At 69.7% G+C, this 12,446-nt stretch carries 13 protein-coding genes and 1 tRNA gene; 11 read left to right on the top strand and 3 right to left on the bottom strand.

The features are described 5' to 3' along the window. Positions 1-5: 5 nt before the first annotated feature. Positions 6-752: a formylglycine-generating enzyme family protein gene (locus LQ938_RS09105; protein WP_223720917.1), complete on the top strand. Its 747-nt coding sequence runs from the start codon at positions 6-8 to the stop codon at positions 750-752. A gap of 28 nt (positions 753-780) precedes the next feature. Here the strand turns inward: LQ938_RS09105 and LQ938_RS09100 are convergent, their stop codons facing one another. Continuing rightward, positions 781-2,793 (bottom strand): DUF262 domain-containing protein, encoded by a 2,013-nt coding sequence (locus LQ938_RS09100; protein WP_223720918.1) that lies wholly within the window; start codon positions 2,791-2,793, stop codon positions 781-783. Between the two features lie 183 nt (positions 2,794-2,976). On the opposite strand from LQ938_RS09100, the gene LQ938_RS09095 reads away from it, so the two are divergent. Beyond that, entirely contained in the window at positions 2,977-3,750 is a 774-nt protein-coding gene (locus LQ938_RS09095; protein WP_223720919.1) for a hypothetical protein, read from the top strand. 63 nt (positions 3,751-3,813) lie between these two features. Here LQ938_RS09095 and LQ938_RS09090 read toward each other — a convergent pair whose 3' ends face one another. Continuing rightward, a complete protein-coding gene (locus LQ938_RS09090) occupies positions 3,814-4,413 on the bottom strand; it encodes a helix-turn-helix domain-containing protein (RefSeq protein ID WP_223720920.1) in 600 nt (199 codons plus the stop codon). Between the two features lie 18 nt (positions 4,414-4,431). On the opposite strand from LQ938_RS09090, the gene LQ938_RS09085 reads away from it, so the two are divergent. The 5 genes from LQ938_RS09085 to LQ938_RS09065 all read left to right on the top strand — a co-directional run bounded on the left by LQ938_RS09085 (position 4,432) and on the right by LQ938_RS09065 (position 9,187). Then, on the top strand, positions 4,432-4,971 hold the full coding sequence (locus LQ938_RS09085) for a GNAT family N-acetyltransferase (protein ID WP_223720921.1): 540 nt from the start codon (positions 4,432-4,434) through the stop codon (positions 4,969-4,971). Positions 4,972-5,098: 127 nt separating this feature from the next. Next, complete coding sequence (locus tag LQ938_RS09080) at positions 5,099-5,884, top strand: DeoR/GlpR family DNA-binding transcription regulator (protein ID WP_223720922.1); 786 nt, start codon at positions 5,099-5,101, stop codon at positions 5,882-5,884. Then, positions 5,881-6,825, top strand: coding sequence for a 1-phosphofructokinase family hexose kinase (locus tag LQ938_RS09075; RefSeq protein ID WP_223720923.1), 945 nt, complete (start codon positions 5,881-5,883; stop codon positions 6,823-6,825). Before LQ938_RS09080 ends, LQ938_RS09075 begins: the two co-directional genes overlap by 4 nt. Before the next feature lie 23 nt (positions 6,826-6,848). Next, the gene (locus LQ938_RS09070; RefSeq protein WP_223720924.1) at positions 6,849-8,885 is read left to right on the top strand and encodes a PTS fructose transporter subunit IIABC; all 2,037 of its coding nucleotides are present in this window, start codon (positions 6,849-6,851) and stop codon (positions 8,883-8,885) included. A 32-nt stretch (positions 8,886-8,917) separates the two neighbouring features. Next, positions 8,918-9,187: an HPr family phosphocarrier protein gene (locus LQ938_RS09065; protein WP_223720925.1), complete on the top strand. Its 270-nt coding sequence runs from the start codon at positions 8,918-8,920 to the stop codon at positions 9,185-9,187. Positions 9,188-9,262: 75 nt separating this feature from the next. Here LQ938_RS09065 and LQ938_RS09060 read toward each other — a convergent pair whose 3' ends face one another. Then, a complete protein-coding gene (locus LQ938_RS09060; RefSeq protein WP_223720926.1) occupies positions 9,263-9,901 on the bottom strand; it encodes an MBL fold metallo-hydrolase in 639 nt (212 codons plus the stop codon). A 110-nt stretch (positions 9,902-10,011) separates the two neighbouring features. On the opposite strand from LQ938_RS09060, the gene LQ938_RS09055 reads away from it, so the two are divergent. The 4 genes from LQ938_RS09055 (at position 10,012) to LQ938_RS09040 (ending at position 12,436) form a co-directional block, all read left to right on the top strand. Next, positions 10,012-10,087, top strand: a tRNA-Glu gene (locus LQ938_RS09055). Positions 10,088-10,325: 238 nt separating this feature from the next. Then, on the top strand, positions 10,326-10,937 hold the full coding sequence (locus tag LQ938_RS09050) for a hypothetical protein (RefSeq protein ID WP_223720927.1): 612 nt from the start codon (positions 10,326-10,328) through the stop codon (positions 10,935-10,937). Positions 10,938-11,012: 75 nt separating this feature from the next. After that, positions 11,013-11,750 carry a YcnI family copper-binding membrane protein gene (locus LQ938_RS09045; protein ID WP_223720928.1) on the top strand — a complete coding sequence of 246 codons (738 nt, stop codon included), beginning with the start codon at positions 11,013-11,015 and terminating at the stop codon, positions 11,748-11,750. 14 nt (positions 11,751-11,764) lie between these two features. Further along, positions 11,765-12,436 carry a copper resistance CopC family protein gene (locus LQ938_RS09040; protein ID WP_223720929.1) on the top strand — a complete coding sequence of 224 codons (672 nt, stop codon included), beginning with the start codon at positions 11,765-11,767 and terminating at the stop codon, positions 12,434-12,436. The last annotated feature ends 10 nt before the right edge of the window (positions 12,437-12,446 follow it).

Raw genomic sequence — 12,446 nt, 5'->3', positions numbered from 1 at the left:
CCGGGGTGACCGACATCGAGCTGGCCGCGATCCCCGGCGGCACCGTGACGCTCCACGACGCGCGGCGCCGCATCCGCCGGGACGTCGATCTCGAGCCGTTCGAGATCTCGGTGTACCCGATCACCCAGGATGCGTTCGGTGAACTGCTCGGCCTCGGCGGAACGCATCCGCGTCGCCCGGTCGTCGATGTGAGCTGGACGCGTGCGGTGCGATTCTGCAACGCGCTGTCGGAGTGGGAGGGGCTCGACCCGGCGTACACGTTCGACGGATCGGATGTGCGCTGGAGCGCGGATTCCGACGGTTTCCGCCTCCCCACCGAGGCAGAGTGGGAGTTCGCCTGCCGCGCGGGCTCGTCGGCTCCGCACTACGGCGCGCTTCCGGACGTGGCATGGACATCGCTCGACGGCGTCGGCGCACCGCAGAACGTCGGCGGCAAGATGCCGAACCTGAACGGCATGTTCGACACGCTCGGGAACGTCTGGGAGTGGTGCTGGGACCTTCTGGACCCGGCCCGCTACGGCGACTACCGCGTCTTCCGCGGCGGTGGGTTCGCCGACGACGCGTGGAGCGTGCGTGCCTCCGTCCGACGCGGCGGATCACCCGGTTCTTCCCAGGATGACGTCGGGTTCCGCGTCGCGCGCGGCGCGTCCGAGAACCCGGATGCCGCCCAGGGGTGGTCGCGGGCGGCAGACGACGAACGCGCCGCCTACGACGATCCGCTGCCGCCCGGCTGGACGCCGATCAGGCGCTGATCCGCCGGCCGGTCGATCGCCCGGCCGGTCAGTCGCGCATCGCGGTGCCGATGTAGGAGTACTTGACGAAGACCTCGGCGGCGATCCCCGCTTCATCGAGCACGCCCTGGATGGCGCTCAGCATGTAACCCGAGTCCCAGCCCATGTAGAGGAACGCGCCGTCGCCGAGCTCGTCCCACTGACCGTTCCACGCCTGGGCGTCGTAGACGGGCCCGCCGCGGCGGTCGCTGAAGGCGATGACCGCGCTGCGCGCGTCGGCCCACAGCCGTCTGAAGATGCGGTTGAAGAGTGCCGCGACGTCGTAGATCTCCCAGTGCTCGCCGCGGTACTCGACATACGACCACTCCCGCTGCCAGCCGGGCGGGAAGCCGCGGCGCTGCGTCGCGTCGAGGATCGGGGTGAGGTCGTCGTCATCGATCAGCACGTCGACCGGGCGCTCCCAGGTCGCGACGAACGTGTCGCTCAGGGTCACGGTGCGCTCGGCTATCGCGGCCGTTCCCCACGCATCCCGCGCGGCCAAGGCGCGCGTCAGCGGCACGTCGCTCTTCGCGTAGATCGCGCGCTTGTCGGGGAACGACGCATCGAGGATCCGTTCGGCCAGCGGATCCTCCAGAAGCGCGAGGTTGCCGAGCGTGCGCGCCAGGGCGCGGTGGCTGTTCTGCTCGTCATCTGAGTAGTCCGCCCACACCCGCGTGTCGTCGCCGCTCCAGCCGTCACCCGGCACGAGCGGGAAGACGTGCTCCACGCCGAACTCGGCGACCGAATCGACCCCCGAGATGCGGCCCAGGACGTACGCCGGATGCGGCAGGTCGGTGTATTTGAGCGCGGCCCGCACGCGCACATCGGACGGGGTGATGCGCCCGAACGCGCGCCCGAGTTCTTCGGCGCTCTCGCTGCGCGCCCGGCACAGCCGGGCCACGAGACGGTCGTTCGACAGGCCGACGATCGCTCGTCGCACCAGCAGCGACTGGATGCTCTCGAGCACGGCCACGAGTTCATCCCGATCGGTCTCTCCGCGCACCCATTCGCCGTACGCGCGCAGCACGAGCGGATACATGCTGCGCCCGAAGGTGTTCACGTAACCCAGGTGCCGGGCGACGTGTTCGTCGGGCGCATGCGCGGGTTCGAGGAGCACCCGATAGATCTCGGAGAACTGCTTCCACTCGGCCGCGTGGTGGGGGAGCGACGCCGGATCGAGCACCGGGAACTCGCGACGGAACGCCTCGTACACGCCCCGGGGGGCCGCCCCGGCGAGCTCTCGCCCCGTGCGCATCACGAGGTAGTGCCGCCAGAAGTCGGCGATCGACGAGCCGGTGTTCTGTTCGATCGGCACCCAGAATGCGTCTTCGACCGCCGTCTGTTCGGCGTGCGAGAGGCCCATCAGCACGTAGTTGTGAATGAGCTCGTGATCGCGGAGGGGTTCGCCGGTGGAGTTCAGGCTCTCGAAGATCTGCTGCGCGTTCGCGCCCGCGCCGAGCGCGATCGCGACGTGCTCCAGGCGCTGGAGTCCCCGCCAGATGCGCGGGGCCTCGTCGGCGCGGATCTGGCTGCGGAAGAATGCGTAGTTGTCGGCGAACCGCGACTCGGGCTCGTCGGCCCCGGGGGAGTGCCGGCCCCGCACGATGCTCTCGAAGACGCCGGCCCAAGCCCGGTGCGGGCGCAGCCGGGTGCGCTCGGGATCATCCGACCGCACGAGCACGCGCTGCGTCTCCGCCGCGAGCGCCGGGTCGCTGTGGGCGACGGTGTGCTGCAGCGCCGCGATCAGGAGCATGAGCGTCGTGATGCGCTGCTGGCCGTCGATCAGCACGAGCTCGCCCGCGTCCGCATCGCTGCCCCGGGACGACAGGATCGAGGCGAGGAAGTGCGTGTGCCCATCGCCGAGGTCGGCCACCGCGCGGATGTCGCCGAGGAGCTGCTCGCATGCGCCGATGTCCCAGCGATATTGGCGCTGGTAGACGGGGACGACGATCCGGGTGTCGGATGCGGACAGCCAGGCGATCGTGTTCACGGCCGTGGCATCGACGTTGGTGGCGCTGACCATGTTCCTCGTTCTCGTCCCTCGACGTGCACTCCGACGGGTGGTCGGAACCACCTGCATCCCACTCTATGTGGATGCCCTCCGAGGCCCGCGTCGCCCCTCGGCTCGGCGGAACACGGGAGGTAGGCTGCCCTTACCAGGGCCTGTAAAAACTTCGCTGGCCCCAGAAGAAAGGCGTGATCCGTCATGGGTTACATCAAGTCTGCCGCTCTCGAAGAGACCGGCTATGTCGTCCTCGACAGCTATAACCAGGAACTCGATCCCAAAGAGTGGCTCGACATCGAGTACAACGACTGGAAGTCCTCGGGCGACACCCGGTTCGCCCCGCTCGCCAGCGCCTTCGGCGACATCGAGTGCAACGGCTTCTGGAACCACAAGCCGCCGCGCACCGACAAGGACGGCGTCTGGATCGACTCGCAGGTCGCGAAGGCCCCGAACCTGGCCCGCCGCGCGCAGGAGCCGGGCGCGAACGTCGGCCGGTGCCGCGTGATCGAGCTGCAGCCGACGCCCTACGGCGAGACGCTGTACAACCTCCACCAGGACGACAACAACCGTCTGAACCCCGACGGCACCGGCTGGGTCGTGCGCGGGTTCTTCAACCTCACGAACGACACCGACAGCTTCTTCGTGCTCCGGGAGAACCGCACCGACCCGAAGGGCGAGGTTCGCATCGCTCTTCCGGCGGGTGCTCAGCTCATCATCGACACCCAGCGGCTGTGGCACGCCGCCACGCACCGCGGCACCGACCCGCGCTACTGCCTGATCACCTCCTGGACCAGCGGTCCGGAGCTCGACGCGTATATCGAGAAGTACAACGGCGTGCCGCACGCGCCGAACGTCGAGGTGCCGCAGGAGGAGCTCGAGGCGGGGTACGCCGAGCAGGCGCGGAAGGATGCGGCCCGTGCCGCGTACTACGCGGCCAAGGGGCAGGCCGAGGTTCGCGCGATGAGCGAAGCCTGATCCACAGACCATCAGCGATGGCCCCGGTCCGCCTGGACCGGGGCCATCGCTGTGTCCGGGACGTCAGCGGCGAGGATGCGCCGTCTTGGCGAGCGCCACGATGTACCGGCACTCCGACGGGCCGGCACTCTCGAACGCGCAGTGAGCGGGTTCGCCGAGCTGCAGACAGTCGCCGGACCGGAGCTCGTGAACGTCGGCGCCCTCCCGGAATCGCAGGGTTCCGGACATGACCCAGATCTGCTGAGTGATGTGCCGATACGCCTCGGCGGGATAGTCGACCGATGCCCCCGGGGGAAGGGTCACTTCGATGAGCTCGATCGCCGCGCCGGTGGACGGCGACAGTGCACGGCGGCTGTACCCGGACTCGGGATCCGTCCACACCGGTTGCTCGGCGGCGCGGCGCAGGCGGGTGCCGTCGGACTCGGCGCGGGCGATGAGTTCGGACAGCGTGAGACCGAGGCTGGCGGAAAGCCGGGCGAGCAGCGCCGCCGTCGGCTGCACATCGCCGCCTTCGATCCGCGCGATCATCGCGCGCGACACTCCGGACGACGTGGCGAGGCCCGAGATGGAGAGGCCCTGTTCGGACCGCGCGGAATGCACCGCACGGCCGAGCGCCGGTCCGAGATCGTCGGACGCTGCGGGAGTGTCACTATGTGCACGCATAGTGCCTATTATACGAACATGCATCACGAGGGAACCACCCGAACGGCACAGCCGAGCGACGCTGCGGAGTGCGCGGCGATCTACGCCCACTACGTCGAGAACACGGCGATCACCTTCGAGACCGAGGCTCCCACCGAGACGGAGATGGCCCGTCGTATCGCGCAGGCGCAGGACCGGCACGCGTGGTTGGTCTGGGAGATCGATGGATCGGTCGTCGGGTACGCCTACGCCGGACCATTCAAGGCCCGCGCCGCCTATCGCTGGAGTTGCGAGGTGAGCGTGTATGTCCGCCCCGACCATCGAGGCGCGGGCGGGGGGCGGGCGCTCTACGACGGGTTGCTGCGCGACCTTCGCGCGCGCGGATATCGACGGGCGGTCGCGGCGATCACACAGCCGAATCCGGCCAGCATGCGATTGCACGAGCGCTACGGGTTCGAGGGGGCCGGACTGCATCGCCGGATCGGGTGGAAGCACGGCGCCTGGCACGACGTGGCGTGGGCGGAGCTCGATCTGATGCCCGGTGCGGATCTGCGCACACCTCCGGCGGAGCTGAGCTGACGCGGGGAGGGCGACCGATCGACGGGACTCCCGTCGAGCATCCGCGATTCGGGTGAATTCTCGCGGTCCATATCTCTGTGCTTATGTTGATTTGTGTTGTAATCTGTGGGCATCAGGGAGGATGACCATGTACGCAACGGAGCGCCAAGACGAGATCGAGCGCATTTTGCAGCTCGAGGGACGACTCGTCGTCATCGACCTCGCGCAGCGTCTGGACGTCACCACCGAGACCGTTCGCCGTGACCTGGGCGTCCTCGAACAGCGCGGCGTGCTTCGCCGCGTGCACGGTGGCGCCGTCGGCGCCGACCGGTCGAGTACCCGTGAGATCTCACTCACCGAACGCATCCGTGAGCGGGGCGACGCGAAGGGATTGATCGCGGCGGCCGCCCTCGACGAGCTCGGCTCCGGCTTCGCCGGATCCGTCTTCCTCGACGCCGGGTCCACCGTCGGTGCGATCGCCGAACGACTGCCCGCCTACCTCGAAGCGACGCAGGGCACCGCGGATGCGGTCACCCACGCATACGCCCTCGCGCCGTCCCTGGCGGCATCCGACCGCGTCACCCTCACGCTCATCGGCGGTCGCATCCGCGGCGTGACCGGTGCGGCCGTCGGGGCGTCGACGACATCGATCGTCGCCGGCCTCCGCCCCGATGTCGCCTTCATCGGCACGAACGGCCTGTCGGCGGACTTCGGGCTCAGCACTCCCGACCCCGAAGAAGCGGCGGTGAAGCGCGCGATCGTCGCGGCGGCGCGCCGCATCGTGGTCGTCAGTGACTCGCGCAAGTTCGATACCGAACTGCTCGTCGGGTTCGCCCCCCTGTCTGCCATCGACACGCTCGTGACCGATGCAGAACCATCCGCCGAGCTCGCCGCGGCACTGGCCGAGGCGGGCGTGGAAGTGAGAGTCGCATGATCGTCACCGTCACCGCCAATCCCTCGCTCGATCGAGCGGTCACCCTCACCGAGCCGCTCCGCGTCGGCGAGGTGCAGGTCGCCGCGGGCGTGCGTGAAGACGCCGGCGGCAAGGGAATCAACGTCGCGCGCGTCGTCGCCGCGGCGAACGTCGCGACGCTCGCGGTTCTGCCGCTCGCCGACACGGATCCGTTCGCCACGGCACTCGCGGCGACGGGCGTTGCCGTGCACGCGGTGCCGATCTCGGGTCACGCGCGGTCGAACCTGACCGTGCTCGACCCCGACGGCACGACCACGAAGATCAACCTCCCGGGCCCGCACCTGGGCGGCGCCGAAGAGGCGGCCCTCCTCGAGAACGTCATCGCCGCCGCCGCGGGGGCCGACTGGCTGGTGCTCGCCGGATCCCTGCCGCCGGGCGCCGAGCCGGACCTGTACGTGCGCATCATCGCCGCCGTCCGCGGGGCCCACGGTGATGCGGCTCCCCGCATCGCCGTCGACACGTCGGGCCCCGCGTTGCACGCGGTCGTCGCTGACGCGTCGCCCGACCTGATCAAACCCAACGAGCACGAGCTCGCCGAGCTGACCGGTGCCGAGGCGGACCCTGACGATATCCCGGGCATCATCGAGCTCGCCGAGGGCCTCGTCAGAGGTCGCGTCGGTGCTGCCCTCGTCACCCTCGGCGCGGCCGGCGCCCTCCTCGTCACCGCAGACGGCGCATGGGTCGGAACCGCCCCTCGCATCACCGCGGTCAGCACAGTCGGTGCCGGCGACAGCTCGCTCGCGGGATATCTGCTCGCCGACGTCGCCGGTCTCTCTCCGGAGGACCGTCTTCGGGGCGGCATGCGTTACGGCGCGGCCGCCGCATCCCTTCCTGGAACCCAACCCCCGACGCCGGCGGATCTGCCCACCGCCGACATCCCCGTCCGGCGCTTCAGCCGCTGACAACCCGACCACTGGAGGTCATCGTGTCCGACACCATCATCCCGGAGCTCGTCAGCCTTGACGAGAACCTGGGGGCCGACAAAGCCGCGGTCATCCGCGCGCTCGCTGCGCGCGTCGTCGCCGCAGGCCGCGCGACCGACGCGGAAGCGCTTTTCGCCGACGCGTGGGCGCGTGAGGAGAAGGACGAGACCGGGCTTCCCGGCGGCATCGCCATCCCGCACGCGAAGAGCTCCGCGGTGACGCAGGCGTCGCTCGCCTTCGCTCGCCTGACGCCGGGAGTGGATTTCGGTGCGTCCGACGGTCCCGCCGACCTCGTCTTCCTGATCGCTGCCCCCGAGCACGCGGCCGAGGAGCACCTCGCGGTGCTCTCGAAGCTCGCCCGGAGCCTCATGCAGGATCCCTTCACGAGCGCGCTGCGTTCCGCGGCCGACGCGGATGCCGTCGTGCACATCGTGCGCGAGGCGATCGGTGAGGAAGCGTCCGCGCCGGCAGCCCCCGCCGCTGCGCCCGCTGCTGCGCCCGCCGCTGAGGCGTCGAGCGAGCTCCTGATCGACGGACGCCCCGCCCGGATCGTGGCCGTCACAGCATGCGCGACCGGCATCGCGCACACGTTCATGGCCGCCGACGCACTCACCGCCGCGGGCGTTGCCGAGGGCGTCGACCTGGTCGTCGAGCCGCAGGGCTCGAGCGGCTACAAGGCCCTCCCGCAGAGCGTCATCGACAACGCCGATGCGGTGATCTTCGCGACGGATGTGGACGTACGCGAGCAGCAGCGGTTCGCGGGCAAGCCCGTCATCCGCTCCGGCGTGAAGCGCGGCATCGAGCAGCCGGTCGCGATGATCACCGAAGCCGTCGCCGCCGCGCGGAACCCCCGCGCCGCGCGCGTCGCGGCAGCGACCGCGGATGCCGCATCCGACGCGCCGACGCAGTCGATCGGCTGGGGCGCGAAGATCCAGCGCATCCTGCTCACGGGTGTCAGCTACATGATCCCGTTCGTCGCCGGTGGCGGTCTGCTGATCGCACTCGGCTTCCTGCTGGGCGGCTTCAACGTCACCGAGAATGCGGCGACGGTCATCATTCAGAACTCGCTCTGGGATCTGCCCGCGGGCGGCATCGGCCAGTACCTTGGCTCGGTCGCGTTCATGATCGGTTCGACGTCGATGGGCTTCCTCGTCTCGGCTCTCGCCGGATACATCGCGTTCGCCATCGCCGACCGGCCCGGCATCGCGCCCGGCTTCGTCGCCGGTGCCGTGGCCGTGCTCATGAACGCCGGCTTCATCGGCGGCATCATCGGCGGTCTGCTCGCCGGATTCGTCGCCTGGTGGCTCGGACGCCTCAACCCGCCGCGCTGGCTGCGCGGGCTGATGCCGGTCGTGATCATTCCGCTCGTCGGGTCTATCGTCGCGTCGGGTCTAATGATCCTGTTCCTGGGCCGGCCGATCGCTGCGCTCATGGAGCTTCTGAACGACGGACTCACCAACCTCGCCGGCACCTCCGCGATCGTGCTCGTCGGCGTGATCCTGGGGCTCATGATGTGCTTCGATCTCGGCGGACCGATCAACAAGGTGGCATACGCCTTCGCGACCGCGGGACTCGCCAGCGCGTCGACCAGCGACATCCACGCCGTTCCGTTCCTCATCATGGGCGCCGTCATGGCCGCCGGGATGGTGCCGCCGCTCGCGATGGCGCTCGCCTCCACGGTGCTCGCGAAGAACCTCTTCACCCCCGTCGAGCGTGAGAACGGCAAGGCCGCCTGGCTGCTCGGTGCGTCGTTCATCAGCGAGGGTGCGATCCCCTTCGCGGCGGCAGACCCGCTGCGCGTCATCCCGGCGTCCATGGTCGGTGGCGCCGTCACCGGTGGGCTCGCGATGGCCCTCGGCGTCTCGTCGCTCGCCCCGCACGGCGGCATCTTCGTGCTCTTCGCCATCGACCCGTGGTGGGGCTTCCTCATCGCCGTCCTGGCTGGAACCGTGGTCTCCGCCTTCGCCGTCGTGGCACTGAAGAAGTGGGTCGGGCGTAAAGAACTGGCCGAGGCAGAAGCGGTACCCGTCGCCGCCTGAGACAATAAACCCAAAGACGGAAGGAAACAGTCATGGCAGAACGTCAGGCAACCATCGCGAGCAGCTCCGGATTGCACGCTCGCCCCGCGAAGCTCTTCGTGCAGGCGGTGCAGGAGAAGAAGCTCCCGGTGACGATCGCCGCCGCCGGCGGACCCGACCTGAACGCGGGCAGCATCCTTTCGCTCATCGGACTCGGTGCGGCCAAGGGCTCCGTCGTGACGCTGAAGGCCGAGGGTGAGGGCGCCGAGAAGGTGCTCGACGAGCTCGTCGCTCTCCTCGAGACGGACCTCGACGCGCAGTAATTCGCGCAACGAACCAGAACGGCGGATGCCGCGGGCCCGAGTGGTCCGCGGCATCCGCCGTTTCGCGTGCGGTGTCTACAGCTCCGTGCTGTCGCCCGGCTCGAGAGCGATGAACTCGCCGCCGTTCTGCTCCACGGCCCAACGGAGCCGGCTGAGCCCCATGTCACGACCCGCGACCGACAGGGTCATGTCGTGCGTTCCGAAGACGCGGCGCGGCTTCACGGCGAGGACGAAGTCCATCGCGTCGCCGATCTTCAGCCACGGCGCACCCACGGGGGCCGCCAGCACCTCGACGGCGGCGCCCTTCGGCACGCTGTACGAGTCGCCCGGGTAGTAGAACCCATCGTCGACGAGAACGCCGACGTTGTCGATCACCGGGATGCTCTCGTGGATCACCGCGTGCTCGCCGCCGAAGAACTCGAGATGGAACGAGTCGATGTCGATGCTGTCGCCGGGGGAGACGACCGTGATCGGGTACCCCGGAGCCGCGTTCGCGAGACCCTGCGGCGCGACGATCGGGATGCCCGGGTTCGCCATCAGGATGCGGTCGAGGTGATCGCCGGTCCAGTGGTCGGGGTGCTCGTGGGTGATGACGACCCCCACGATGTTGTCGAGGGGCTCCAGGGAAGCGGTGAAGACCCCGGGATCGATGATGAGCTTGCGGCCCTGCTTCTCGAGAGTGAGGGCGGCGTGCTCGTGCTTGGTGATACGCATACGACGAGTCAACTCCCGGTCTGCGGATGCGGCAAGCGGCGCCGCGCGGATGCCGGCTCGATTTGTCGCGTGCCGAAATCCCGTGCATAATTGAACGGTTGCCAAAATGCGGCCCCATCGTATAGCGGCCTAGTACGCTGCCCTCTCACGGCGGTAACGCGGGTTCGAATCCCGCTGGGGTCACCAACACGATAAAACCCTCGACCGAACGGTCGGGGGTTTCGTCGTTGGTGGGATGAGTGTGTTCTCTCGCGAGCTCGCCGAGGCGAGGGCGAACAGCCCAGATGAGGGCAATTCGCCCCGGAAAGCCCTCGTCTCGCGCAGATGTCCTCGTCTCAGCGGACAGGCGACCCGGCGCCGGAGCGGCGCGCGCGCCATCCGAAGCGTGTGAGCACGCGGAATAGGATGGGAGGGGAGGAGGGGCATGTCGTCTCGGGCTGATCGCGCAGGGCGCGTCTTCCGCGGATCCATCGCGGCCCTCCTGGCGACCTTAGTCGCCACCGTCTCCCACTCCGCCGCGACCGCCCATCCGCCGTCGCTTCTCGGCATCGTCCTCGGACTTGGGATCGCGGCACCCCTCTGCGTCCTGCTCGCCGGACGCACCCACTCGTGGTGGCGTCTCAGCATTGCGGTCGGCGCAAGCCAGGCGATGTTCCACTCGCTCCTGGCACTGCAGCTCGGCGAGGGGATCGGCACGGCCTCGTCCGCATCGAGCCTTGCGCACGCGCACCACGTCTCGGGGTCTGCGGCCGGCGTGATCATCGACGGTGCCGCGACGAGCCACACCGCCGAATCACCTTGGATGTGGGTGGCTCACGCCATCGCTGCGGTGATCACCGTCCTCGCCCTCGGCCTGGGCGAACGCGCCGTCCGGCTGCTCGCAGCGCTCGTGTCGCGCGCGTTCCGCGCCCTCATCCCCGGGCGCGCGATGCACCCGGCGCCCGTGCTGCCGGTGGCACGCCGCGAGCCCGCGGTGCTGTTCGGTCTCGCTCTGCTTTCGGTGATGCGGCGGCGGGGGCCGCCGGTGACGGCGTAACGCCTCGTCACCCTCACCCTTTTCCGCACATCCGGCGCCTCGACGCGCCCGTGCGTACTCAGAAAGCAGCACAACATGTCATCGAAGAACACAGTTCGTCGCGCCCTCGTGGGCCTGACCGCCGGCGTCGCCCTCGCGATCGCGGTGCCACTCGTCGCATCCGCACACGTCACCGTCAACCCGAATCAGGCAGAGCCTGGCAGCTACTCCGCGGTCGTCTTCCGCGTGCCCAACGAGTCCGAGACCGCCTCCACGGTGAAGCTCGAAGTCACCCTTCCGACCGACACCCCGTTCACGAGCGTGCGCTACGAGCCGATCCCGGGATGGACGACCACGATCGTGCGGTCGACGCTGCCGGCGCCGGTGGAAGTCGCCGGAAACACGATCTCCGAGGCCGCGACGAGCATCATCTGGGAGGCGGAGCCGGGCGCCGGCATCGCGCAGGGCCAGTTCCAGAACATGACCGTCTCGCTCGGCCCGGTGCCCGATGTCGGCAGCATCCTGTTGCCCGCCGTGCAGACGTACGACGACGGCGAGGTCGCCGAGTGGACGGCGACGCCCGACGAGGTCGCCGCCGACGACACCCTGGACCCGGCACCCGTGCTCTACGTCAACGACGCCCCGCCGGCCGACGAGCACTCGGGCAGCCACGCCACCGACACGACCGACCACGACACGACCGTGACCGCGGCCGCCCCGGCGGACCCGCAGGCCGGGGTCTCGCTCGGACTCAGCATCGCCGCGCTCGTGATCGCGGCCCTCGCGGCCGTCCTCGCCGCGCTCGGCCTCGCGCGTCGTCCGCGCAAGGCATGACCGGGTCGCCGCGCATGACCTCCACCCGACCGAGATCCGGTCGCCGCGCGTTCGTCCGCACGGCCGTCGTCCTCGCGCTGACCATCGGTGCGGTCGCCCTGGGGTCCCAGGGTGCTTCGGCGCACGACAGTCTGACCGGCACGACGCCGGCCGCGGGGGAGACCGCGGCGAGCATCACCGAGGTCTCGCAGAGGTTCAGTGAGAACCTCATCGACGCCGGGGAAGGCAACTTCGCCGAAGTCACCGGACCCGACGGACTGCATTACGAGGCGGGATGTTCGGTGCTCAGCGGACCGACCATCACGACCCCGGTCGCCCTCGGGCCCGCCGGCACCTACCGTGTCGCGTGGCGCGCGGTGTCGTCCGACGGGCACCCCATCGCCGACGCGTACACGTTCGAGTACGCACCGCCCGCGGGCACCGAGGCGGCGACGGGTTCGCCCGAGACCGCCTGCGCCGCGGTCGCCGCGGAGGAGGGCACTGCGGAGGGCACTGCGGAGGGCACCGAGGAAGGCACTGTGACGACCCAGTCGGATCCGGATGCGGATGCCCTCACGACCTCCGCAGCGGCACCCGCCGCGGGGTCGAGCGCCGATGGGCTGGCCCTCGGGCTCGGCATCGGCGGCGTCGCCGTCGTCATCGTCGCCATCGCGGTCGTTGTGATCCTGCGGTCCCGCCGCAGCTGACCGTCGCCGC

Origin of the sequence: Microbacterium sp. cx-55 (assembly GCF_021117345.1) — a bacterium.
Classification (GTDB): Bacteria; Actinomycetota; Actinomycetes; order Actinomycetales; family Microbacteriaceae; genus Microbacterium.
Note: the sequence above shows the minus strand (reverse complement) of the source record. Positions and strands in the feature narration are given on the sequence as shown.